The following is a 24,672-nucleotide window of genomic DNA, read 5'->3' on the forward strand; positions in this document are numbered from 1 at the left end:
AAGTGCCGAACATGGTTAAAGCCTCTTTGTGATTCGTCGATAACGAAGTTGTAGGTTTTCTAGGCGACATGGATGTCACCTGTTTCGGAAAGCCAGCCGTTTCCAATACGAGGGATCTTAAAATGGCTTTAACCGTTAATACCAATATTGCGTCGTTGACCGTTCAGAAGAATTTGAACCGAGCCAGTGACGCGCTTGCCGTATCCATGACACGTCTTTCCTCGGGCCTGCGAATCAACAGCTCGAAGGATGACGCAGCGGGCCTCCAGATAGCCACCTTGATGAGCAGCCAGATTAGAGGGCAGACAGTTGCGATTCGAAATGCAAGTAATGGAATATCATTCGCTCAAGCCGCCGAAGGTGCGCTCAATGAGACAACAAGCATCTTGCAACGAATGCGTGAGCTATCGCTTCAGGCGCGGGATGACAATAATGGCACCGCCCAGCGAACTGCACTCAATGCAGAGTTTGCAAAGATGAGCGATGAGCTCACTCGAATTGCTGAGAGCACAAAACTCAACGGGAGAACCCTGATTGACGGAAACGCCGGCCAAATGGAGCTTCAGATTGGCAGTGATACTAGCGCGGCTGATCATATAACTTTGGACTTGAGCAACAAGTTTGACGCCGTCAGCCTGGGCGTTGCTTCTGCGACGGTATCTATAAGCGGTGTCGATAACGCAACCGCCCATACAAACGCCGACGCGGCGATTGCTGCAATCGATCTGGCCGTTGCAAAGGTGACTGCCACCCGAGCGGATCTAGGGGCCGCGCAGAACCGTCTAACAAGCACCATTTCCAATCTCCAAAACCTGAACGAGAATGCGGGCGCCGCGCTGGGTCGAATTCAAGACGTCGACTTCGCCGCTGAGACCGCCGAGCTCACCAAGCAGCAAACCCTGCAACAGGCCTCCACCGCCGTCCTGGCGCAGGCCAATCAGTTGCCAGCGGCGGTGCTCAAGCTGTTGCAATAACGCTTCATCGCTCTTTAACAACTTCATCCGTTTCTTCGCTGCATGATGAATCCAGACATCCTCCCGAGGGTGTCTGGTTTAAAACTCTTTGTTCGACAGGGGTTTATCGTTGTGATTAAAGCTTGGCGGCATTGCGCCGAAACCATAGGTATCCCCCGTCAAAAGCAGGGGTGGCGCTCTGGTGGCAAATAAATTTGAAATTGTCCTCAAGCTCCTTGCAGATACGACGATAACTATTACGAAGGTTCTCTAGGCCAACCCGGCAGTTGCCAGGGCCGGAAAGCCGCAGTACCCAAATCATTGAGGAATTCATCATGTCTTTAGGCGTAAACACCAACGTTGCATCTCTCTCCGTTCAAAAGAACCTGGGTCGTGCGTCTGACGCCCTCGCAACTTCGATGCAGCGCCTGTCTTCCGGCCTGAAAATCAACAGCGCTAAAGACGACGCCGCTGGCCTGCAGATCGCCACTCGCGAAACTTCGCAAATCCGTGGTCAGACCGTAGCAATCAAGAACGCCAACGACGGCATCTCGATGGCTCAGACCGCTGAAGGCGCGCTGCAAGAATCCACCAACATTCTGCAACGTATGCGTGAACTGGCTGTTCAGTCGCGAAACGATACTAACGGCACGGCTGACCGTGACGCGCTGAACGCTGAATTCAGCCAAATGTCCGACGAATTGAGCCGTATCTCGGGCTCTACCAACCTCAACGGCAAGAAATTGCTCGACGGCACTGCAGGTTCGATGGTTCTGCAAGTTGGTTCGGGCACCACTGCTGACGACAAAATCACCCTCGACCTGAGCAAAGGCTTCGCGGCTTCGGATCTGGGCGTTGCCAGCGGTACAGTCAACATCAACACCGATGGCACCGGCACTGACGCTTCGATCACTGCGATCGACACCGCCCTGCAAACCATCAACACCACTCGTGCAGCACTGGGTGCTTCGCAAAACCGTCTGACCAGCACCATCTCCAACCTGCAAAACGTTAACGAAAACGCCACCGCTGCACTGGGTCGTATTCAAGACACCGACTTCGCAGCTGAGACCGCTAACCTGACCAAACAGCAAACTCTGCAACAAGCTTCCACCGCTGTTCTGGCACAGGCCAACCAACTGCCATCCGCTGTACTGAAACTGCTTCAGTAATATCGGATACAGGTTTGAGCGGGGGCGCGTGCTTTGCATGCTCCTCCGCTTTTTTACTTTGTAGAGGTCAACAGACATGGATATGAGCGTAAAGCTGAGCTTGTCTTACCCCGCGGTTCAACCTGCTTCTGCTGGCGTTGATACCCTGGCTGCGGTGCCTCCCGTCGTTCGAGCACCCACCGAGGCTAAATCGGCGGACTCGAATGCCAACGCAGGTAAAAACCCGGATTCCGAAAACTCGGACGCCTTGAAAACCGCCGTCCAGGAAATCCAGAAGTTCGTACAGTCAGCGCGGCGCAACCTGGAATTCTCGATCGATGAGGCTTCCGGCAAAGTGGTAGTCAAGGTCATCGCCAGTGAAACGGGTGAGGTAGTTCGGCAGTTACCTTCAGCCGAAGCCCTGAAAATTGCAGACAGTCTGCATAACGCGCACAGTTTGTTATTCGACGCAAAAGTTTGAATGGCATGAATCATGTACGCCGTTCTTTTGAGCTTTGACGCAGTCAAAAGACCGACTTAACTGAAAGGAGATTCAGATGGCTAGTCCAATTACCCCTTCAACCGGTCTGGGTTCCGGTCTCGCGATCGGCGAAATCGTGAGTGCTCTCGTCACCGCTGACACTCTGGCCAAAACGACCCAGATCAGCACGCAGACCAAACTCGTCACTACCAGGCTATCGGGTATCGGCACGCTGCAAAGCGCGATGGATGCGTTTCAGGCTTCGATGAAAAAGCTTGGAGACACTACTTCTCCCGCGTTTGCAGGGTATGCGGCGACTTCGTCCAAGCCAGAAGCTCTGACGGTCACCTCTGATAACTCAGCGGTCCCGGGTACCTACAACATTGCAGTGACCAACATCGCAACCAGTTCGAAGGTTGCTTCCGCGGCGTTCAAGGACGGTGCAACTAGTGCCATTCTGAGTGGGGAGTTCTCCATCACTCAAAATGATATTACGACCAAGTTCACTGTGCCTGAGGGCTCCACCCTCCAGTCACTCGCAAAGCAAATCAACGCGCAAAGCACCACCACCAATATCAGTGCCAACATCATTACCGACAGCAACGGCTCACGTCTGGTGCTGGGCTCTACGGCTACGGGCGCAGGCACCGAGATCACTGCCGGCGGTATTACCGGGCTGACCATCGGTGGCGGCAAGCTCGATACCACTGATTCTGCAAGCTCCGGTTATCTGGGCGCGATTCCGAAGGACGCCGTGTTCAGCATCGACGGCATGGAGATCACGAGCCCGACCAACTCGGTCAAGGGTGCGCTGGGTGGCGTCTCCATGACGCTGCTGGCAGATAACTCCACTTCGACGATTACCGTTGCGACGAACAAGGATGGCTTGAAGACATCATTGCAAGCGTTCGTCGATTCTTACAACGCGGTGGTAAAGGCCATTGCAACCGTCACCAAAGCCACCGTGAGTGATACACCCGACCCTACGACCGGTGCCACTGTTACACCGGCGGCATTGACCGGCGACTCGATGCCGCGTTCGATTCTGTCAGCGATGCGCAAAGAACTGGTGACAGCAGGGCCTGGTACCGAGCTGTCGGTGCTGTCGCAACTGGGCATCAATACGGGGCAGTCGGACGGCACGTTGACGCTGGATGCGACCAAGTTTGACAAGGCCATGAGCACCGGCAATCTGGGCGGCGAAGTGCAGCAATTGTTCAGCGGCACTGACAGCATCAACGGCCTGCTGTCGCGCATGACCGCCGCGCTCACTCCGTACACCGAGACTGGTGGCATTCTTGATACGCGGACCTCGAGTCTGAACAAGCAGAGCAGTGATCTAATCAATCAAAAGACGGCCCTGGATATACGCACGACTAGCCTGACCGCCACGCTGACCGCTAAATACAACGCGATGGACTTGCTGGTAGGGCAATTAAAGGCTTCAGCCAGCAGCATCACTTCGTTCTTCGACTCGCTCAACGCGCAGCAGTCCAGCTGATATTTGGCTGTGAAATCAAAGACCCGGCCGATGCCGGGTTTTTGGCATCTGGACTAAAGTTTGTCGGCGCAGCGTCGATAACAAAGTTATACGAATTTCAAGTTGTGTGAGGAAAGAACATGAACCGGATGGCAGCCCTTCGGCAGTATCAGAAGGTCAATTCCCACGCCCAGACATCCGAGGCCACGCCTCATCGGCTGGTGCAGATGTTGATGGAAACCGGCCTTGCCCGGATCGCTCAGGCCAAAGGTGCAATCGATCGCAAGGACATTCCTGCCAAGGGCATGTTGATCGGCAAGGCGATTGAGATCATCGGCGGTCTGCGTGAAGGCCTGGATATGGAAAAGCAAGCCAAGGCCCTGGCCTCGGTCGACAATCTTTATCTGTACATGACCCAACGTCTGGCGCAAGCCAATATCAAATCCGACCCAATCATTCTCGATGAGGTCAGCGGTCTGCTGCTCACCGTCAAAGAAGGCTGGGATGCAATCGCGCCTTAACGTCAACCTGCATCACCGGGAGAACAAAATGAATGCCGCACTCCAGCGAATCGAACAAACCCGTGAAGCGTTGAGCCATGCTTTGGCCGAGCGAGACTGGGAGGCAATCGGCAAGCTCGATCTGGCCTGCCGCGCTTGTGTCGACGAGGTGATCGGCGAACCCGTAGAGCACCGCCCCGCGCTGCGCAGCAATCTGGAAGAACTTCTTGGCGTGTACAAGCAATTGATAGATATTGCGACGGGAGAGCGTCAAGCAATTGCCGATGAAATGTCTCAGATGCAGCGAGCGAAAAACGCTGCAAAGGTTTACCATCTGTTCGGTTGACGCTGTGTTGAAATATTGTGCGCCATAAATTTGACTGTGAACGGTTTTTTGACTTAACTAGTGATGTTCACTAATTTCTGGGTTTCTGTAGAGCCATCTGGCCATAGAATGCCAAGCTTGCCCGCTTGATGGGCATCGAGTTGACTAGGGAAGTTGCTATTGCATGTGGCGTGAAATCAAGATTCTGCTAATCGATGACGATAGCCAGCGCCGCCGTGACATGGCGGTCATTCTGAACTTTCTCGGTGATGAGAACCTGTCCTGCTCCAGCACTGACTGGCAACAGGTGGTCGGCTCTCTGACATCGACTCGAGAAGTACTCTGCGTCATGGTCGGCTCGGTTGCCGGGCCGGGCAGTCTGCAGGGCTTGCTCAAGACGATCGCCGCCTGGGACGAGTTCCTTCCCGTACTGCTCATGGGTGAACACTCATCGGCCGAACTGCCCGACGACTTGCGTCGCCGTGTGCTCTCTACCGTCGAGATGCCGCCCAGCTACAGCAAACTCCTTGATTCGCTGCACCGCGCTCAGGTCTATCGTGAAATGTACGATCAGGCCCGCGAGCGGGGACGCCAGCGCGAACCCAATCTATTTCGCAGCCTCGTCGGCACCAGCCGCGCCATCCAGCATGTTCGCCAGATGATGCAGCAAGTGGCCGACACCGACGCCAGTGTATTGATCCTCGGCGAGTCGGGCACGGGCAAGGAAGTGGTCGCGCGTAACCTGCATTACCATTCCAAACGACGTGACGGGCCATTTGTGCCGGTCAACTGCGGCGCTATCCCGGCCGAACTGCTCGAAAGCGAGTTGTTCGGGCACGAGAAGGGCGCGTTCACTGGCGCAATCACCAGCCGTGCCGGGCGTTTCGAATTGGCTAACGGCGGTACGTTGTTCCTCGATGAAATCGGTGACATGCCGCTGCCGATGCAGGTCAAGCTGCTGCGCGTGTTGCAGGAGCGCACGTTCGAGCGCGTGGGCAGTAACAAGACCCAAAGCGTCGACGTGCGCATCATTGCTGCCACTCACAAGAATCTCGAAGAAATGATCATCGCGGGCACGTTCCGTGAAGACCTCTATTACCGTCTCAACGTCTTCCCCATCGAAATGGCGCCGTTGCGTGAGCGCGTTGAAGACATTCCGTTGCTGATGAACGAACTCATCTCACGGATGGAGCACGAAAAGCGCGGTTCGATCCGTTTCAACTCGGCCTCGATCATGTCCCTGTGCCGTCATGCCTGGCCGGGCAACGTGCGCGAGCTGGCCAATCTGGTCGAACGCATGGCGATCATGCACCCGTATGGCGTGATCGGCGTTATCGAGCTGCCGAAGAAATTTCGTTACGTGGATGACGAAGACGAGCAACTGGTCGACAGCCTGCGCACTGATCTCGAAGAGCGCGTGGCGATCAACGGCCATACACCGAACTTCGCCTCAACCGCCATGCTGCCGCCCGAGGGCCTGGACCTGAAAGACTACCTGGGTGGTCTTGAACAGGGTCTGATTCAGCAGGCGCTGGACGACGCCAACGGCATTGTTGCTCGCGCCGCTGAACGTCTGCGTATCCGCCGCACCACCTTGGTTGAGAAGATGCGCAAGTACGGCATGAGCCGTCGAGATGGCGAAGATCAGCTCGACGACTGACATCAGATTGACGCGTCAAAAATAAGCCTCTGAATTTTCAGGGGTTTTTTTTCGGCACGGGGATTGCTATGTCTCTTGTAACCCACCGTTTCACTGACGGTCCGTCACGCGAGAGATGATTTATGCCTCAGGCCGCCCAGAAGTCTTCCCAGCCCGCTTCAACCCCAGGCTCGGAATTTGGTTTAGCAGTGCAGCCGTCCCTTGAGCTGGAAAGTCGCCAGGGTCTTGAGCAGGCGTTTTCGCTGTTCAACCAGATGTCGACCCAGCTCAACGATTCCTACAGCTTGCTGGAAGCGCGAGTCACTGAGCTTAAAGGCGAACTGGCGGTGGTCAGTGCCCAGCGTATGCAGGAGCTGGCGGAAAAGGAGCGCTTGGCCAATCGTCTGCAGCACTTGCTTGAGGTACTGCCCGGCGGCGTGATCGTGATCGACGGCACCGGCATGGTCCGCGAAGCCAATCCGGCAGCCTGCGACCTGCTGGGCCAGCCGCTGATCGGTATGCTTTGGCGCCAGGTGATTACTCGCTGTTTCGCCCCGCGTGAAGACGACGGCCATGAAGTGTCGCTCAAGGATGGCCGTCGCCTGTCCATTTCGACGCGCTCGCTGGATGCCGAGCCCGGCCAGTTGCTGCTGCTTAATGACTTGACCGAAACCCGTCAGTTGCAGGGACAGTTGGCGCGTCACGAACGACTGTCTTCGCTGGGGCGCATGGTGGCGTCGCTGGCTCATCAGATCCGCACGCCGTTGTCTGCCGCGATGATTTACGCCAGTCACCTGGCCGAACAAGTCCTCCCCGCAGAAACCCAACAGCGCTTTGCCGGACGCTTGAAAGAGCGCCTGCACGAGCTGGAGCATCAGGTGCGCGACATGCTGGTGTTCGCCCGTGGCGAATTGCCGCTGAACGACCGCGTTACGCCTGCTGCTTTGTTTCAAGCGCTGCAAGCGGCCGCGCAAACCCATGTGCAGGACGTGACCGTGCGCTGGCAATGTGACCACGCCGACGGCGACCTGCTGTGCAACCGCGACACGCTGGTGGGCGCGATGCTCAATTTGATCGAAAACGCCATCCAGGCCAGCCCGGCAAATCCGCGGATCAAGGTGCATGCCTACAGCCGTGGCGATACCTTGCGCCTGTGCATCAGCGACAACGGTAGCGGCATTGATGCCCAGGCGTTGGCGCGCATTGGCGAGCCGTTCTTCACCACTAAAACCACCGGCACCGGTCTGGGGCTGGCGGTGGTCACTGCGGTGACGCGCGCCCATCAAGGTCAGGTGAAATTCTTGTCGCGACCGGGTCGTGGCACGTGCGCTGTGGTGTCGCTGCCGTTGATTCCGGCGGCCCGGGCTGCGAGTGATCGGTCATGACGCTCAATGTTTTGCTGGTCGAAGACGACCGATCGCTGCGTGAAGCGCTTGGCGAGACGCTGCTGTTGGCCGGGTACGAATATCAAGCCGTCGGCTCGGCCGAAGACGCCCTGATCGCGGCGAGCAAGCACGCTTTCAGTCTGGTGGTCAGCGACGTCAATATGCCGGGCATGGACGGGCACCAATTACTCAGTCAACTGCGCAGCCGATACCCTCAATTGCCGGTGCTGCTGATGACCGCCCACGGCGCTGTCGAGCGCGCGGTCGACGCGATGCGCCAGGGCGCGGCGGATTATCTGGTCAAACCGTTTGAGCCCAAGGCGTTGTTGGCATTGGTGGCGCGTCACGCGCTGGGCCGACTAGGTCCGGCGGATGGCGAAGGCCCGATTGCGGTCGAGCCGGCCAGTGTTCAACTGCTTAGCCTGGCAAGCCGCGTGGCGAAGAGTGATTCCACGGTATTGATATCTGGCGAGTCCGGCACGGGCAAGGAAGTGCTGGCGCGGTTCATTCATCAGCAGTCGCCCCGTGCCGACAAGCCGTTCATTGCCATTAACTGCGCGGCGATTCCGGACAACATGCTGGAAGCCACCTTGTTCGGCCATGAAAAGGGCTCGTTCACTGGCGCGATTGCAGCGCAACCGGGCAAGTTCGAGCAGGCCGATGGCGGCACTATTTTGCTGGATGAGATTTCCGAAATGCCCATGGGCTTGCAGGCCAAGTTGCTGCGGGTCCTGCAGGAGCGTGAAGTGGAACGGGTCGGGGCGCGCAAGCCTATCGTTCTGGATATCCGAGTGCTGGCGACTACCAACCGCGATCTGGCAGGGGAAGTGGCGGCGGGGCGCTTTCGTGAGGATTTGTTTTATCGGCTGTCGGTCTTCCCGCTGGCGTGGCAGTCATTGCGTCAGCGCCCGGCCGACATCCTGCCCTTGGCCGAGCGCCTGATGGCTAAGCACGTCAATAAAATGAAGCACGCGCCGGTTCGCTTTTCCGCTCAGGCGCAGGCGTGTCTGGTGGCGTATGCCTGGCCCGGCAATGTGCGTGAACTGGACAATGCCATTCAGCGCGCGTTGATCCTGCAACAGGGCGGCGTGATTCAGGCTGAGGATTTCTGTCTGGCGGGTCCGATTGCTTTGGCGCCGGTGGTCAATGCAGTGGCGCCCCAAATTTTGACGTCTCCAGTCTCCAGCGCCAGCGAAACGGCGCCAATGGATATGGGAGCCGGGGAAGCGGGCGCGTTGGGCGAAGATCTGCGCCGTCGCGAATTCCAGATGATCATCGACACCCTGCGTGCCGAGCGCGGCCGACGCAAGGATGCCGCCGAACGCCTGGGTATCAGTCCGCGTACATTGCGCTACAAGCTGGCGCAGATGCGTGATGCGGGGATGGATGTCGAGGGCTACCTCTTCGCTAGTTGACGCCGCAAACGCCGTGAACGCCCTGTAGGAGCGAACTTGTTCGCGAGAATACTGCGGCGGCAGACCCTAAATCGCCTCGCCAACAAGTTGGCTCCTACAGAATTCAGGCGCCACCCATGCTGTGCCTTGCGCCCTTTTTGTAGGAGCGCGCTTGCCCGCGAAAGCGTTTTCGCAGTCGGCAAGATGAACCTGACCCACTCTATCGCGGGCAAGCGCGCTCCTACAGTCGTCAGGCGCCACCCATGCTGCGCCTTGCGCCCTTTTTGTAGGAACGCGCTTGCCCGCGAAGGCGTTTTCGCAGTCGGCAAGATGAACCTGACCCACCTCTATCGCGGGCAAGCGCGCTCCTACAGGTGGTCTTGTTTGTAACCCTTCTAATACTTTCCTGTAGATGTGGCTATGTGCCGCTACTGGGCTGGCACCCTTGTTGCTATGACATGGATAACCGCTGAATCAGTGTCAAAAATTTGCGGGTCCTTTGAGAGAGATGTCCATGAGCCAAGGTGTCGAATTTAATCGCTTGATGTTGGACATGCGTTCCATGCAGATGGACGCTATGGCCATGCCCAAGGTTGCGCAAGCACCGGAAGTCGGCGCGAGCACCAGCAGTTTTGCCGACATGCTTGGCATGGCCGTTAATAAGGTCAACGACACCCAACAAGCCTCAAACCAATTGTCGAGCGCATTCGAGATAGGCAAAAGCGGCGTAGATCTCACCGACGTGATGATCTCTTCGCAAAAGGCCAGCGTTTCTTTCCAGGCGCTGACACAGGTACGCAACAAGCTGGTTCAGGCGTACCAAGACATCATGCAAATGCCGGTTTGAGGACTAATTAAGTCATGGCTGAAGCCGCTGTCGATAACGTGCCTGCAAAAGCGGGCGCGACAGGAAGCAAGCCACCCGTGTTCGGGCTGGCCTTCCTGCAAAATCTTTCCGAGATGACCATGCTGCGTCAGGTCGGCCTCATGGTCGGGCTGGCTGCGAGCGTGGCGATTGGTTTTGCCGTGGTGCTTTGGTCGCAACAACCTGATTACCGGCCCCTCTACGGCAGCCTGTCGGGGATGGACACCAAGCAGATCATGGACACCCTGGCGCAGGCCGATATCCCGTACACCGTTGAGCCGAACTCCGGTGCACTGCTGGTCAAGGCCGATGATCTGTCCCGTGCCCGCATCAAACTGGCCGGTGCCGGTATCGCGCAGAACGACGGCAACGTCGGTTTTGAAATTCTCGACAAGGACCAGGGCTTGGGCACCAGCCAGTTCATGGAAGCCACGCGTTATCGCCGTGGTCTGGAAGGCGAACTGGCGCGCACGATCTCAAGCCTGAACAACGTCAAGGGCGCTCGCGTTCACCTGGCGATTCCGAAAAGCTCGGTGTTCGTGCGTGACGAGCGCAAGCCAAGTGCATCGATTCTGGTCGAGCTGTACGCCGGTCGTACCCTTGAGCCGAGCCAGGTGCTGGCCATCGTCAATCTGGTGGCGACCAGCGTTCCTGAATTGAGCAAATCGCAGATCACCGTCGTCGATCAGAAAGGCACCCTGCTGTCGGACATGGGCGAGAACTCCGAGCTGAGCATGGCCGGCAAGCAGTTCGATTACACCCGCCGCATGGAAGGCATGCTGACTCAGCGCGTGCAGAACATCCTGCAGCCGGTGCTGGGCAATGATCGCTACAAAGCAGAAGTCTCGGCAGACGTGGATTTCAGCGCCGTCGAATCCACCGCGGAAAGCTTCAACCCTGACCAGCCTGCACTGCGCAGCGAGCAGTCGGTCAATGAACAACGCACCAGCAGCAGCGGCCCTCAGGGCGTGCCGGGTGCATTGAGCAACCAGCCGCCAGGTCCGGCCACCGCGCCGCAAACCGCAGGTGCCGCAGCCGGTGCCGCCGGCGCGATCGCCCCAGGCCAACCGCTGCTGGATGCCAACGGTCAGCAAATCATGGACCCGGCGACCGGTCAGCCAATGCTTGCGCCGTACCCGGCCGACAAGCGCGTGCAGTCCACCAAGAACTTCGAGCTGGACCGCTCCATCAGTCACACCAAGCAGCAACAGGGCCGGATCAATCGCCTGTCGGTGGCTGTGGTTGTGGACGATCAGGTCAAGCTCAACCCGGCCAAGGGCGAAACCACGACCGTGCCGTGGACTACCGATCAACTGGCGCGCTTCACCCGCCTGGTGCAAGACGCCGTGGGCTTCGATGCCAGCCGTGGCGACAGCGTCAGCGTGATCAACGTGCCGTTCTCCACCGAGCGTGGCGAAGTGATCCCGGACATCGCCTTCTACTCGCAGCCGTGGTTCTGGGACATCGTCAAGCAAGCCATGGGCGTGATCTTCATCCTGGTGCTGGTGTTCGGTGTGCTGCGTCCGGTGCTCAACAACATCACCAATCCGAAAAGCAAATTGGCCGATGGCAGCGATGTGGAATTGGGCGGCATGGTGGGCCTAGATGGCGAACTGGCCAACGACCGCGTGAGTCTGGGTGGCCCGCAGAGCATTCTGTTGCCTAGCCCAAGCGAGGGTTATGACGCGCAACTCAATGCAATCAAAAGTCTGGTGGCAGAAGACCCGGGCCGTGTGGCTCAGGTCGTAAAAGAGTGGATCAACGCTGATGAGTGAGAATCGTATGGCTGCGGTCAAGCTGTCCCGGGTCGACAAGGCTGCGATTTTGCTGCTCACCCTCGGTGAAACGGACGCCGCCCAGGTGCTGCGGCACATGGGCCCCAAAGAGGTTCAACGTGTTGGCGTGGCGATGGCGCAGATGCGCAACGTGCACCGCGAACAGGTCGAGCAGGTGATGAGCGAGTTCGTCGAGGTCGTGGGCGACCAGACCAACGTCGGCGTGGGCTCTGACACCTACATCCGCAAAATGCTGACCCAGGCCCTGGGCGAAGACAAAGCCAACGGCCTGATCGACCGCATTCTGCTGGGCGGCAACACCAGCGGCCTGGACAGCCTGAAATGGATGGAGCCACGCGCCGTGGCAGACGTCATCCGTTTTGAGCACCCACAGATTCAAGCGATCGTGGTGGCCTATCTGGATGCCGATCAGGCCGGTGAAGTGCTCGGTCATTTCGACCACAAAGTGCGTCTGGACATCATTCTGCGCGTGTCTTCGTTGAACACCGTTCAACCGGCCGCGTTGAAAGAACTCAATCAGATTCTGGAAAAACAGTTCTCGGGCAACGCCAATACTTCCCGTACCAACCTGGGTGGTATCAAGCGCGCGGCGGACATCATGAACTTCCTCGACAGTTCGATGGAAGGCCAGCTCATGGACTCCATCCGCGAAGTGGACGAAGATCTGTCGACGCAGATCGAAGACCTCATGTTCGTCTTCAACAATCTGTCGGATGTCGACGATCGAGGCATTCAGGCCTTGCTGCGCGAAGTGTCTTCGGACGTGCTGGTACTGGCGCTCAAAGGATCGGACGAAGCGATCAAGGAAAAGATTTTCAAGAACATGTCCAAGCGTGCCGCCGAATTGCTGCGCGACGACCTGGAGGCCAAAGGCCCGGTTCGCGTCAGCGATGTGGAAACCGCCCAGAAAGAAATCCTCACCATCGCGCGCCGTATGGCCGAAGCCGGGGAAATCGTTCTCGGCGGCAAGGGTGGCGAGGAAATGATCTAAAGATTGAAGGTGCCGTAGATGTTCAGCTCCGATAAAGAAGCACCCAGTGAGCTCATCCGCGCCAAGGATGTGAGCCGTCTCGATGTCTGGTCGTTGCCCAGTTTCGATCCCCATGTGGAAACCCCCGAGCCTGAGCCGGTCGTTGAGCCCGAGCCGCTCGAAAGCGAAGAAGTGCCGCTCGAAGAAGTCCAGCCCATGACGCTCGAAGAGTTGGAAAGCATCCGCCAGGATGCTTACAACGAAGGCTTTGTGATTGGTGAGAAAGACGGGTTCCACAGCGCCCAGCTCAAGGTTCGTCAGGAAGCCGACGCGGCACTCGCGGCCCAATTGAGCAGCATGGAACAGCTCATGAGTCATTTGCTTGAGCCCATTGCCGACCAAGACGCGATGATCGAGAAAGCGATGATCGAACTCGTGGAGCACGTTGCCCGCCAAGTGATTCAGCGCGAGCTGGCGACCGACTCCAGTCAGATCGGCAGCGTGTTGCGTGAGGCCCTGAAGCTGTTGCCGATGGGCGCCAATAACGTACGCATTCTGCTCAACCCCAAGGATTTCGCGCAGATCAAAACCCTGCGTGAGCGCCACGAAGAAACCTGGCGCATTCTCGAAGACGAGACGCTGTTGCCCGGCGGCTGTCGCGTTGAAAGCGAGCACAGCCGGATCGATGCAACGGTGGAAAGCCGCATCAGCCTGGCCATCGGCAAAATGTTCGATCAGTTGCACGAGCAGGCGCTGCACCCCGCACCGCCCGACGTCACGGTGGAACTGGAAGCAGCCATTCAAAGCGCGGAAAAAACCATCTACCCGCTGGGCGCCTCAGATGCGTCTTGAGCGCACCAGCTTTGGCAAGCGCCTGAGCACTTACACCGAAGCCATTTCCCTGCCGTTGCAAGCCACCGTTGAAGGTCGGCTGTTGCGTATGGTCGGCCTGACCCTCGAAGCCGAGGGGCTGCGCGCCGCCATGGGCAGCCGCTGCGTAGTGATCAACGACGACAGCCATCAGCCGGTGGAAGTCGAAGCTGAAGTCATGGGCTTTTCCGGCAGCAAAGTATTTCTGATGCCGGTGGGCAGTGTGGCCGGGATTGCACCGGGCGCGCGCGTGGTGCCGTTGCCTGACACCGGTCGATTGCCCATGGGCATGACCATGCTCGGGCGAGTGCTCGATGGCGCCGGTCGTCCACTGGACGGCAAAGGCGGCATGAAAGCCGAGGACTGGGTGCCGCTGGACGGTCCCACGATCAACCCGCTCAAACGCAACCCGATCAGCCAGCCACTGGACGTCGGTATTCGCTCCATCAACGGCCTGTTGACGGTCGGACGCGGTCAGCGTCTGGGTCTGTTCGCCGGTACGGGGGTGGGCAAGAGTGTGCTGTTAGGCATGATGACGCGCTTCACCGAGGCCGACATTATCGTCGTCGGGCTGATTGGCGAGCGGGGTCGTGAGGTCAAGGAGTTCATCGAGCACAGCTTGGGCGAAGAAGGCCTCAAGCGCTCGGTGGTGGTGGCTTCGCCTGCAGACGACGCGCCGCTGATGCGGCTGCGTGCGGCCATGTACTGCACGCGGATCGCCGAATATTTCCGCGACAAAGGCAAGAATGTCCTGTTGCTGATGGATTCACTCACGCGTTTCGCCCAGGCCCAGCGGGAGATTGCCCTGGCCATTGGCGAACCGCCAGCGACCAAGGGTTATCCGCCGTCGGTGTTCGCCAAGCTGCCCAAACTGGTGGAGCGCGCCGGTAATGCCGAGGCGGGGGGTGGATCGATCACGGCGTTCTATACCGTATTGTCCGAAGGCGACGATCAGCAGGACCCGATTGCCGACTCGGCCCGAGGCGTGCTCGATGGCCACATCGTGTTGTCCCGGCGTCTGGCCGAAGAGGGGCATTACCCGGCGATCGACATTGAAGCCTCCATCAGCCGGGTCATGCCGTCGGTGGTGGACCCGGCACATATGAGCCAGGCGCAGCATTTCAAACAGCTGTGGTCGCGCTATCAGCAGGCGCGGGATTTGATCAGCGTCGGGGCCTATGTGGCGGGCGGTGATCGTGAGACCGACATGGCCATTGCCCTGCAACCACAACTGGTGAAATACCTGCGCCAGGGGCTCAACGAGAACCAGAGCATGCAGGCCAGCGGCGAGCAGTTGGCCGGTATTTTCAATCCAGCGGCGAGCGGCTGATAAGCCATGGCACAGAGTCGTGCAGGGCGTCTGGCACCCGTGGTCGATATGGCCGAAAGCGCCGAGCGTGCGGCGGCCCAACGTCTGGGACATTTTCAGGGTCAGGTGCGGCTGGCGGAAGCCAAGCTCGGCGAGCTGGAGAAATTTCGTCTGGATTATCAGCAACAGTGGATTGATAAGGGCGCCCACGGCGTGTCGGGTCAATGGCTGATGAACTATCAGCGCTTTTTGAATCAGCTGGAAACGGCGGTCAGTCAGCAACGCCAGAGTCTGACCTGGCACCAGCAGAATCTGGAAAAAGCCCGCGGCGTCTGGCAGAAGGCCTACGCTCGGGTCGAGGGCTTGCGCAAACTGGTCCAGCGCTATATCGACGAAGCCCGTGCGCTGGAAGACAAGCGCGAACAGAAATTGCTGGATGAACTGTCACAGCGTTTGCCACGCAATGAGCAGTATTAACCTCGGGCCTGTGAGAGCGGACCTGTCCGCGAAAGCGATGTACCTGCCGATGAAAATGGGTGGAATCTACTGGCCTCTTCGCGGACAGGTCCGCTCCCACGGATGTTGTGCGAGCCTTATCGCTTACAACATCAAAGCTTCTATTGCCGCACATTCAAACCCCTGCTACACCTGTAAGCGTCTGATGCTGACTCATTAAAAAGGATTCGCTTTATGTCCGTAACCGCCGAACGCTCCGAAGACGGGCAGCAGTTGACCATCAAGATTCGGGGGCGTTTCGATTTTGCTGCCCATCAGGGATTTCGCAGCGCCTATGAAGAATCCACAGGCATCAGCCGCTTCATCGTCGATCTTCAGGGCGCCAGTTACCTGGACAGCTCGGCACTGGGCATGCTGCTGCTGTTGCGCGACCACGCCGGGGGCGAGCGCGCCGATGTACGCCTGATTAATTGCAACGATGACGTCCTCAAAATCCTCGCCATTTCCAACTTCAACAAACTATTCAAAATAGGCTGATCGGTGAATCCTGCTCCCGAGCGGCTGTGCATTCTCATTGCCGATGACAACGCCACCGACCGCTTGCTGCTCTCGGCGATCGTCAGTCGTCAGGGTCACACCGTACTCAGCGCCAGCAATGGCGCCGAAGCGGTCGAGCTGTTTGAAGCGCAGCGTCCGCAACTGGTGCTGATGGACGCCATGATGCCGGTCATGGATGGCTTCGAAGCGGCGCGCCAGATCAAGCAAATGGCCGGCGAGTCACTGGTCCCGATCATCTTTCTGACCTCGCTCACCGAGGGTGAGGCGTTAGCCCGGTGCCTGGATGCTGGCGGTGACGATTTCATCGCCAAGCCCTACAACCAGGTGGTGCTCGCCGCCAAGATCAATGCCATGAATCGCCTGCGGCTGCTGCAGGAAACCGTACTGCGTCAGCGCGACCTGATCGCCCGGCATCATGAATACCTGCTAAACGAGCAGCGTGTCGCCAAGGCCGTGTTTGACCAAGTGGCGCATTCCGGCTGCCTGGGCGCACCCAATATTCGCTATCTGCAATCACCGTACGCGTTGTTCAACGGCGACTTGTTGCTTGCGGCCTGGACGCCCACCGGCAACATGCATGTGCTGCTGGGCGATTTCACCGGCCACGGCCTACCGGCTGCGGTGGGCGCCATGCCGCTGGCAGAAGTCTTTTACGGCATGACCGCCAAGGGCTACGGCTTGCCGGAAACCCTTCGCGAGATGAACGCCAAGCTCAAGCGCATCCTGCCAGTGGACATGTTTTGCTGCGCCGTGCTGCTCAGCGTCAATTTCAATCAGCAGCTGGTCGAAGTGTGGAACGGCGGCCTGCCCGATGGCTATCTGTTGCACGGCGATGGCCGACCGCACACGCCGCTGGTGTCCGACCATTTGCCGTTGGGCGTGTTGAGTGCCGCGAGTTTTGACGACAACACCCACGTTCATCCTTTTGCCCATGGCGATCGGATCTTCCTGTTGTCCGACGGCGTGGTCGACAGCAGCGATAACGAGGGTCAATTGTTTGGTTCGGAGCGCCTGCAGCAGGTGTTCGTTGCCAATCGTCAGCCCGAGCGGCTGATTGAAGAAGTGCAGTGGGCCGTGACACGTTTTCGTGGCAAGGCCCGCGACGATGTCAGCATGGTGGAAGTGGCGTTCATCGAGCCCGAATTGATCGGGCCGCAGTCGGTGATTTATTCGGACAGCGGCGCGTCTAGCCCGCTGGACTGGTCGGCCAGCTTCGAGTTTCGCGCCTCCACGCTCAAACGCTTCTACCCGCTGCCTTATGTGTTGCAGTTGCTACAGGAAGTCCACGGCCTGCGCATGCAAAGCAGTGCGCTGTATATCGTCTTGTCCGAGCTGTACAGCAACGCGCTGGAGCATGGCGTGCTGGGGCTGGATTCGTCACTCAAGCGCGACGCCGAAGGTTTTGCTCTGTACTACCGGCAACGGGGTGAACGGCTCGACGAGTTGGAGTGCGGTTTCATTCGTGTGCATTTGCAGGTGGTGCCGGAAGGCAGTGGAGGGCGCCTGACCGTTCGGGTGGAGGACAGCGGCGTTGGATTTGACCCCGAACACGTGTTATCCCGCCCACCTGCGGTGGATGAATTGTCCGGTCGTGGCTTGTCGCTGGTGCAGCGCTTGAGCAACCAATGCAGGTGGTCGTCGGACGGACGTACTGCGTGTGTGGAGTTTGCCTGGGAGGGTCTGGCATAATCCTGCGATTCTTGATCAAGGAGTGAACAAGTGGCGGATATTCATCTGGACGACAGCGTCCTCAGCACACTGCGCGACGTCATGGAAGATGAATACCCGACGTTGCTGGAAGTCTTCCTCAAGGACTCCGATGAGCGCATTCACGCGCTGCATCAATGGGTCACCCCCCGCGATGGGGGCCCCGATTCGCTTCAACCCATTCTGTCCGACCCGCTGGATCTCAAAACTCTGGGCATGACGGCCCATAGCTTCAAAGGCAGCAGCAGTAACATGGGCGCCGTGCAGTTGGCCGACTTGTGTCGCCAGCTCGAAGAACTTGCCCGCAGCGCTGAACCCATCCGCCCACTGTCCCTTCTCCAATTGACTCAGCAGATCGACCACGAATACCAGTTGGTGCGTCGCCTTTTTGATGCCGAGCTGCAGCTGTTTCCTGTTCGCCATTAATCCGCTGAGCAGGTCGCCACAGACGTTGATAAAGATGGCCCGGCAATTGCTATGTCTCATGGCAATCGTGCTTTTGCGGAGATCATCATGGCTCTTGCCACCAACCCATTACTTCAGGCCCTGACGGCGGCTAAAGCCCAGAAAGCCAGTGCCAGTCAGTCGGCAAAGGCTCCGGACCCCGTCAAGAGCAACGCTTCCAGCTTTTCAGACGTCTACGCCAAGCAGGCTAGCGTCAAGGCTGCAAACGTCGATAACAGCCCGGCCAAACCTTCCGCCGCCAAATCTTCGGCAGCCGAGCACAAGTCTGCCGCCAGCGAAACGTCTGCCGCCCACGACAAAACAGTGGCCGATAGCGGCAATGCCTTGCCTGACAAAGCCGTCGACGGTGACGCCGAAAAGAACAACAGCCACGCTGATAAAGACGACGATACCGACAGCCCTACAGAGCAGACCGTGGCCGATGGCTCGGTGAGCGATCCAACGCAGGTTGACACGGTCGTGCCGCCGCCCGCAGAGCCAGTCGCGGCGGCTACCGAAGCGCCCCTTGCGCCGGTTGACCCTGCCTTGCTCGCAGGTACGTTTGCGCAGGCTGTCCCGACGGCGGTGGTCGACGCGCCCGCTGAGGATCCGACGTTTGACCCTCATGCCGACCCGCTGGCAGGTCTGACCGCGGTGCAGGTTGCGCTGGACAACAAGGCCCAGCAGAGCGCTCAAAACAGTAAGACCGCTGGCGACGCTGGCAAGACTGGCAAGGGTGACGCGGCCAATGCCGATCCTGCCCAGGCGCTTGCCGGGAATCTGGCGGCACTCGGTGATCCGCAGGTAGATAAGGACGGTACGCCAAGTGGTGACAACAAAGCTTTCAGCGGGTTGATTGCTGATGGTCTGAAGGACGTGAAGGGCGCGGCGGGCGACACGCGGATTGATAACTTTGCCGAACGTCTGGCAGCGCTGTCTCAAGCAGCCCAGGTCAAGTCCACCGCAACGCCGACCGCGCCGTTGCTCAACCAGCCGTTGGCGATGAATCAAAGCGGCTGGACCGAGGGCGTAGTCAACCGCGTGATGTATCTCTCAAGCATGAACCTCAAGCAGGCAGATATTCAGTTGGAGCCCGCTGAGTTGGGTCGTCTGGACATCCGCGTCAATATGGCGGCGGACCAGCAGACCCAAGTCACTTTCATGAGCGCCCACGTCGGCGTGCGGGATGCGCTGGAAAGCCAGATGGCCCGGCTGCGTGATTCGTTCACTCAGCAGGGCATGGGCCAAGTGGATGTCAACGTTTCAGACCAGTCCCGCGGCTGGCAGCAACAGGCGCAACAGCAGCAGTCCGGTGACAACGCCCGAGGCAGCAACGGCCGCGGTCGCACGGGCGGCGTGGACGGGATTGCCGATGGCTCGCCTGCTGAGTCAGCGGCCATTGCAGCCAGCCAGCCGTTGACCGTGATTGGCTCCAGCGCGGTCGACTATTACGCCTGACTTAGTCAGGCGCTGAAAGCTATAACCTGCAAGTGTAGGAGCGCGCTTGCCCGCGAATAATCTTTCAGGCGATCAAGAAATATCGGTCGCCTTGACCTCATCGCGGGCAAGCGCGCTCCTACAGGTCGTGCAAACCGTTAGATTGCAGCTTTTACCGTAAATGTAGGAGCGCGCTTGCCCGCGAAAAATCTGTCGGGCGATCGAAAGTTATTGGTCACCCTGGCCTCATCGCGGGCAAGCGCGCTCCTACAAGTCGTGCAAACCGTTAGATTGCAGCTTTTACCGTAAATGTAGGAGCGCGCTTGCCCGCGAATAATCTTTCCGGCGATCACGAAATATCGGTCGCCTTGGCCTCATCGCGGGCAAGCGCGCTCCTACAGGCGGCAGTCGCTAAATCCCTCACGGCCCACGCCGCTTTTTCACTTGCAGCTTGTAGCTCACAGCTTGCAGCTGCCTTTCTGGCACAACCCTTGCTGTCCCTCTGTCACGCAACATCGAACCCCTCGAATAGTGACGGATTATTGGCATGGCAAAGAGTGACGACGCAGCAGGTGTAAACCCCGCGAAAAAAGGCAAGCTCAAGCTTATTCTTATCGTGGTTGCGGGCTTGCTGCTGGCGATCGGTCTTTCCGTGGGGGCGACCTGGTTCATCATGCACAAAGCCCAAAGCAAGCCTGATGAGGCTGCTGTGGCCGCCGCCGCTGCGAACACCAAGAAAGAAGCGATCTTTGAACCGCTCACCCCGGCCTTCGTGGTGAACTACAACGTCAACGGCCGTCAGCGCTACATGCAAGTGAGCATTACCATGCTCGCGCGCGACCATGCCGACCTTGAAGCACTCAAGGTTCATATGCCGGTCATCCGCAATAATCTGGTGATGATGTTCTCGGGCCAACCCTTCGATACCATTGCGACGCCGGTGGGCATGGAAATGCTGCGCCAGAAGGCCACCGCCAGCGTCCAGGAAGTGGCGCAGAAAGAACTCGGCAAGACTGTGATCGATCAGCTGCTTTTCACTAACTTCGTACTGCAGTAGGACCACGACATGGCCGTGCAAGACCTGCTGTCCCAGGATGAGATCGACGCGCTGTTGCACGGCGTGGACGATGGTCTGGTGCAGACCGAAAGTATCTCCGAGCCTGGCAGCGTCAAAAGTTACGACCTGACCAGCCAGGACCGGATCGTCCGTGGGCGCATGCCGACCCTGGAAATGATCAACGAACGTTTCGCCCGCTACACCCGCATCAGCATGTTCAACCTGCTGCGCCGCTCGGCGGATGTGGCGGTGGGCGGCGTGCAGGTGATGAAATTTGGCGAGTACGTGCATTCTTTGTACGTGCCGACCAGTCTCAATCTGGTGAAGATCAAACCGCTGCGCGGCACCGCGCTGTTCATCCTCGACGCCAAACTGGTGTTCAAGCTGGTGGACAACTTCTTCGGTGGAGACGGCCGTCACGCCAAGATCGAGGGCCGCGAGTTCACCCCCACCGAGTTGCGCGTGGTGCGCATCGTGCTGGATCAGGCGTTTATCGATCTGAAGGAAGCCTGGCAGGCGATCATGGAAGTCAACTTCGAGTACATCAACTCGGAAGTGAACCCGGCCATGGCCAACATCGTCGGCCCGAGCGAAGCCATTGTGGTGTCCACGTTCCACATCGAACTCGATGGCGGTGGCGGCGACCTGCACGTGACCATGCCGTATTCGATGATCGAGCCGGTGCGTGAAATGCTCGACGCCGGTTTCCAGTCCGACATCGACGATCAAGACGAACGCTGGGTCAACGCCCTCAAGCAAGACGTGCTTGATGTGTCAGTCCCGCTCAATGCCACTGTCGCTCGTCGTCAGCTCAAATTGCGCGACATCCTGCACATGCAGCCGGGCGATGTGATCCCGGTGGATTTGCCGGAAGACATGGTCATGCGCGCCAATGGCGTGCCAACCTTCAAGGTCAAGCTGGGTTCGCACAAGGGCAATCTGGCCCTGCAAGTGATCGAACCGATAGAACGACGCTGAGCTGCCAGGCTATATGGGGCAGCGGCAGCGACAGAATGTAGCGTGTAAATGAATCAATGTTCACCGAGGGTTCCATGGCTGATGATAAAGATATGACTTCCGCAGAAGACCAGGCCCTGGCCGATGAGTGGGCCGCAGCGTTGGGCGAATCCAGTGATGCCAGTCAGGATGACATCGACGCACTGTTGGCAGCCGATGCCGGGCGCCCGTCCTCCAACCGTCTGCCGATGGAAGAGTTCGGCGGTATGCCGAAAAACAACGGCCCGGTGACGCTGGACGGCCCGAACCTGGACGTGATCCTGGACATTCCAGTGTCCATTTCCATGGAAGTGGGCAGCACCGACATCAACATCCGCAACCTGCTGCAGCTCAACCAGGGCTCGGTGATCGAGCTGGATCGACTGGCTGGCGAACCGCTGGACGTGCTGGTCAACGGCACGCTGATCGCTCACGGTGAAGTGGTTGTGGTCAACGAAAAGTTCGGCATCCGCCTGACCGACGTGATCAGCCCAAGCGAACGCATCAAGAAGCTGCGCTGAATGAGCCGTTTCAAGAAGGCTTTATGGGCGTTGCCGATGCTGGCGTTGTCGTTCGGTGTGATAGCCGCTGAGCCAGTTGCGCCCGCAGCACCGGCCGCTGCGCCTGCCACCCCGGCACTCACAGCGGCAAACAGCGCCATGAGCAGCGGCATTGGTGGACAGTTGTTGCAGCTGCTGCTGGGATTGGGTTTGGTGGTCGGTCTGATTTTCGTGCTGGCCTGGCTGATGCGCCGGGTGCAACGCGCAGGGCCAGCGGGCAATCAGGTCATCGAATTGCTCGGCTCGCGGGCACTCGGTCCACGGGACCGTCTGGTGCTGGTGCAAGTCGGCAATGAACAGATTCTGCTCGGCGTCACGCCTGGGCGCATCACCCCACTGCATGTAATGAACGAGCCGGTTCACGTGCCCGAAACCCAATCCACAACGCCGGAGTTTGCCCGGCGCCTGATGGAGGCGCTTGGCAACAAGGGCGTGAGCGGTAAGGACGTGAGCAACAAGGGAACAGGCAACAAGCCGTGAATAATCGGGTTCAGAAGGATAAGCACTGATGCGCATTGTTTTGACGCTGCTACTGGTGTTGGCAGCGCCGCTGGCGTTCGGCGCCGACCCATTGTCGATTCCGGCAATAACACTGGGCACCGGCGCCAACGGCCAGCAGGAATATTCAGTCAGCCTGCAAATTCTGCTGATCATGACCGCGCTGAGTTTCATCCCGGCGTTCGTCATGCTGATGACCAGCTTCACGCGGATCATCATTGTCTTCTCGATCCTGCGTCAGGCCCTTGGCCTGCAACAGACGCCGTCCAACCAGATCCTCACGGGGATGGCGTTGTTTCTGACGATGTTTATCATGGCGCCCGTGTTTGATCGGGTGAATCAGGACGCGTTGCAGCCCTATCTTGCCGAGAAAATGACTGCGCAAGATGCCGTGGCCAAGGCCGAAGTGCCGATCAAGGACTTCATGCTGGCGCAAACGCGTTCCAGCGACTTGGATCTGTTCATGCGCCTGTCCAAGCGCACCGACATTGCCACGCCGGATCAGGCACCGTTGACAATTCTGGTGCCCGCGTTTGTCACCTCCGAACTCAAGACCGCTTTCCAGATCGGCTTCATGATCTTCATCCCGTTCCTGATCATCGATCTGGTGGTTGCCAGCGTATTGATGGCGATGGGGATGATGATGCTGTCGCCACTGATCATTTCGTTGCCGTTCAAGATCATGCTGTTCGTTCTGGTGGACGGCTGGGCACTGATTATCGGTACGCTGGCCGGCAGTTTCGGCGGCGTATGAACCCGTTTAACGAGGAGGGCGCGGCATGACCCCGGAAGTAGCAGTCGATCTGTTTCGTGATGCGTTGTGGCTGACCACTACCATGGTGGCGATTCTGGTGGTGCCAAGCCTTATTGTCGGCCTGTTGGTTTCGATGTTTCAGGCGGCGACGCAGATCAACGAACAAACCCTGAGCTTTCTACCGCGTCTGCTGGTGATGCTGATCACGTTGATCGTGGTGATGCCGTGGTTGATCCGGACCTTCATGGAGTACATCACCAATTTGTACACCAGCATTCCCCAAGTGATCGGCTGACCTGCAATGGAGCCCGTGCTGGCGCTGACCGACACGCAGATCAGCACGTGGGTCGCGACGTTCATGCTGCCGATGTTCCGCATCGCCGCCTTGCTGATGACAATGCCAGCCATCGGGACCACCCTGGTGCCGACGCGGGTGCGGCTGTATCTGGCGCTGGCGATTACCGTGGTGGTGGCCCCGGCATTGCCGCCCATGCCGGCAGTGAATGCGCTTGATCTGAGCGCGCTGCTGTTGATTGCGCAGCAAATCATCATCGGCGCCGCCCTGGGCCTGTCGTTGCAGTTGTTTTTCCAGGCATTCGTGATTGCCGGACAAATCGTCGGTATTCAGATGGGCATGGGCTTCGCGTCGATGATCGACCCGGTCAACGGCGTGTCGGTGGCGGTCATCGGACAATTCTTCACCATGTTGGTGACGCTGCTGTTCTTCGCCATGAATGGCCATCTGGTGGTGATCGAAACCCTGATCGAAAGCTTTACGACGCTGCCGGTGGGTGAGGGGATGTTGCCCGCCAATCTCTGGCAGTTGGTGTTGCGTTTAGGCTGGGTGATAGGGGCCGCGCTGGTGCTTGTGTTGCCAGCGATCACCGCACTGCTGGTGGTCAACATCGCGATGGGCGTAATGACGCGCGCGGCGCCGCAGCTGAACATTTTCTCGATTGGTTTCCCGCTGACACTGGTGCTGGGGATGGGGATTTTGTGGATAACCCTCGGCGATATTCTCAACCAGTACCAACCGCTGGCGGTCGACGCCTTGCAGTTGCTACGCGAAATGGTCAGGGCGCGCTGA

At 58.6% G+C, this 24,672-nt stretch carries 26 protein-coding genes; all 26 read left to right on the plus strand.

The features are described from left to right. The first annotated feature begins 122 nt into the window (after positions 1-122). The 26 genes from ACWKV9_RS17650 (at position 123) to fliR (ending at position 24,672) form a co-directional block, all read left to right on the plus strand. Positions 123-974, plus strand: a complete 852-nt coding sequence (locus tag ACWKV9_RS17650; RefSeq protein WP_483837421.1) for a flagellin domain-containing protein — start codon at positions 123-125, stop codon at positions 972-974. Positions 975-1,288: 314 nt separating this feature from the next. Beyond that, the gene (locus ACWKV9_RS17655) at positions 1,289-2,125 is read left to right on the plus strand and encodes a flagellin domain-containing protein (RefSeq protein WP_483837422.1); all 837 of its coding nucleotides are present in this window, start codon (positions 1,289-1,291) and stop codon (positions 2,123-2,125) included. Between the two features lie 76 nt (positions 2,126-2,201). Then, complete coding sequence (locus ACWKV9_RS17660; RefSeq protein WP_483837423.1) at positions 2,202-2,585, plus strand: flagellar protein FlaG; 384 nt, start codon at positions 2,202-2,204, stop codon at positions 2,583-2,585. A 76-nt stretch (positions 2,586-2,661) separates the two neighbouring features. Continuing rightward, positions 2,662-4,086 carry a flagellar filament capping protein FliD gene (fliD, locus tag ACWKV9_RS17665; RefSeq protein ID WP_483837424.1) on the plus strand — a complete coding sequence of 475 codons (1,425 nt, stop codon included), beginning with the start codon at positions 2,662-2,664 and terminating at the stop codon, positions 4,084-4,086. Positions 4,087-4,205: 119 nt separating this feature from the next. Beyond that, positions 4,206-4,586, plus strand: coding sequence for a flagellar export chaperone FliS (fliS, locus tag ACWKV9_RS17670; protein WP_483837425.1), 381 nt, complete (start codon positions 4,206-4,208; stop codon positions 4,584-4,586). Between the two features lie 28 nt (positions 4,587-4,614). Then, positions 4,615-4,911: a flagellar protein FliT gene (fliT, locus tag ACWKV9_RS17675; protein WP_483837426.1), complete on the plus strand. Its 297-nt coding sequence runs from the start codon at positions 4,615-4,617 to the stop codon at positions 4,909-4,911. Between the two features lie 163 nt (positions 4,912-5,074). Continuing rightward, positions 5,075-6,550 (plus strand): sigma-54 dependent transcriptional regulator, encoded by a 1,476-nt coding sequence (locus ACWKV9_RS17680; RefSeq protein WP_483837427.1) that lies wholly within the window; start codon positions 5,075-5,077, stop codon positions 6,548-6,550. A 122-nt stretch (positions 6,551-6,672) separates the two neighbouring features. Then, entirely contained in the window at positions 6,673-7,914 is a 1,242-nt protein-coding gene (locus tag ACWKV9_RS17685; protein WP_483837428.1) for a sensor histidine kinase, read from the plus strand. Then, the gene (locus ACWKV9_RS17690) at positions 7,911-9,329 is read left to right on the plus strand and encodes a sigma-54-dependent transcriptional regulator (RefSeq protein WP_483837429.1); all 1,419 of its coding nucleotides are present in this window, start codon (positions 7,911-7,913) and stop codon (positions 9,327-9,329) included. The genes ACWKV9_RS17685 and ACWKV9_RS17690 overlap by 4 nt, the downstream gene beginning before the upstream one ends. 493 nt (positions 9,330-9,822) lie before the next feature. After that, positions 9,823-10,155 carry a flagellar hook-basal body complex protein FliE gene (gene fliE / locus ACWKV9_RS17695; protein ID WP_483837430.1) on the plus strand — a complete coding sequence of 111 codons (333 nt, stop codon included), beginning with the start codon at positions 9,823-9,825 and terminating at the stop codon, positions 10,153-10,155. A 14-nt stretch (positions 10,156-10,169) separates the two neighbouring features. Further along, positions 10,170-11,948, plus strand: a complete 1,779-nt coding sequence (fliF, locus tag ACWKV9_RS17700) for a flagellar basal-body MS-ring/collar protein FliF (protein WP_483837431.1) — start codon at positions 10,170-10,172, stop codon at positions 11,946-11,948. Next, on the plus strand, positions 11,941-12,960 hold the full coding sequence (gene fliG / locus ACWKV9_RS17705) for a flagellar motor switch protein FliG (protein ID WP_483837432.1): 1,020 nt from the start codon (positions 11,941-11,943) through the stop codon (positions 12,958-12,960). The genes fliF and fliG overlap by 8 nt, the downstream gene beginning before the upstream one ends. 18 nt (positions 12,961-12,978) lie before the next feature. Further along, positions 12,979-13,791: a flagellar assembly protein FliH gene (fliH, locus tag ACWKV9_RS17710; RefSeq protein ID WP_483837433.1), complete on the plus strand. Its 813-nt coding sequence runs from the start codon at positions 12,979-12,981 to the stop codon at positions 13,789-13,791. Beyond that, positions 13,781-15,139, plus strand: a complete 1,359-nt coding sequence (gene fliI / locus ACWKV9_RS17715) for a flagellar protein export ATPase FliI (RefSeq protein ID WP_483837434.1) — start codon at positions 13,781-13,783, stop codon at positions 15,137-15,139. The genes fliH and fliI overlap by 11 nt, the downstream gene beginning before the upstream one ends. A gap of 6 nt (positions 15,140-15,145) precedes the next feature. After that, the gene (gene fliJ / locus ACWKV9_RS17720; RefSeq protein ID WP_483837435.1) at positions 15,146-15,595 is read left to right on the plus strand and encodes a flagellar export protein FliJ; all 450 of its coding nucleotides are present in this window, start codon (positions 15,146-15,148) and stop codon (positions 15,593-15,595) included. Between the two features lie 213 nt (positions 15,596-15,808). Continuing rightward, entirely contained in the window at positions 15,809-16,111 is a 303-nt protein-coding gene (locus tag ACWKV9_RS17725) for an STAS domain-containing protein (protein WP_483837436.1), read from the plus strand. Positions 16,112-16,114: 3 nt separating this feature from the next. Continuing rightward, positions 16,115-17,821, plus strand: a complete 1,707-nt coding sequence (locus ACWKV9_RS17730) for an ATP-binding SpoIIE family protein phosphatase (RefSeq protein WP_483837437.1) — start codon at positions 16,115-16,117, stop codon at positions 17,819-17,821. 81 nt (positions 17,822-17,902) lie between these two features. Then, on the plus strand, positions 17,903-18,265 hold the full coding sequence (locus tag ACWKV9_RS17735; RefSeq protein ID WP_483837542.1) for an Hpt domain-containing protein: 363 nt from the start codon (positions 17,903-17,905) through the stop codon (positions 18,263-18,265). An 87-nt stretch (positions 18,266-18,352) separates the two neighbouring features. Further along, a complete protein-coding gene (locus tag ACWKV9_RS17740) occupies positions 18,353-19,741 on the plus strand; it encodes a flagellar hook-length control protein FliK (RefSeq protein ID WP_483837438.1) in 1,389 nt (462 codons plus the stop codon). 526 nt (positions 19,742-20,267) lie between these two features. Further along, positions 20,268-20,777 (plus strand): flagellar basal body-associated protein FliL, encoded by a 510-nt coding sequence (gene fliL / locus ACWKV9_RS17745; protein WP_483837439.1) that lies wholly within the window; start codon positions 20,268-20,270, stop codon positions 20,775-20,777. Between the two features lie 9 nt (positions 20,778-20,786). Next, on the plus strand, positions 20,787-21,755 hold the full coding sequence (gene fliM / locus ACWKV9_RS17750) for a flagellar motor switch protein FliM (RefSeq protein ID WP_483837440.1): 969 nt from the start codon (positions 20,787-20,789) through the stop codon (positions 21,753-21,755). Positions 21,756-21,829: 74 nt separating this feature from the next. After that, positions 21,830-22,294 carry a flagellar motor switch protein FliN gene (gene fliN / locus ACWKV9_RS17755; protein ID WP_483837441.1) on the plus strand — a complete coding sequence of 155 codons (465 nt, stop codon included), beginning with the start codon at positions 21,830-21,832 and terminating at the stop codon, positions 22,292-22,294. Continuing rightward, the gene (gene fliO, locus ACWKV9_RS17760) at positions 22,295-22,813 is read left to right on the plus strand and encodes a flagellar biosynthetic protein FliO (RefSeq protein ID WP_483837442.1); all 519 of its coding nucleotides are present in this window, start codon (positions 22,295-22,297) and stop codon (positions 22,811-22,813) included. A gap of 28 nt (positions 22,814-22,841) precedes the next feature. Continuing rightward, entirely contained in the window at positions 22,842-23,585 is a 744-nt protein-coding gene (fliP, locus tag ACWKV9_RS17765; RefSeq protein WP_483837443.1) for a flagellar type III secretion system pore protein FliP, read from the plus strand. 25 nt (positions 23,586-23,610) lie between these two features. Beyond that, complete coding sequence (gene fliQ / locus ACWKV9_RS17770; RefSeq protein ID WP_483837444.1) at positions 23,611-23,880, plus strand: flagellar biosynthesis protein FliQ; 270 nt, start codon at positions 23,611-23,613, stop codon at positions 23,878-23,880. 6 nt (positions 23,881-23,886) lie between these two features. Further along, complete coding sequence (gene fliR, locus ACWKV9_RS17775; RefSeq protein ID WP_483837445.1) at positions 23,887-24,672, plus strand: flagellar biosynthetic protein FliR; 786 nt, start codon at positions 23,887-23,889, stop codon at positions 24,670-24,672.

It is taken from the genome of Pseudomonas corni, assembly GCF_057128765.1.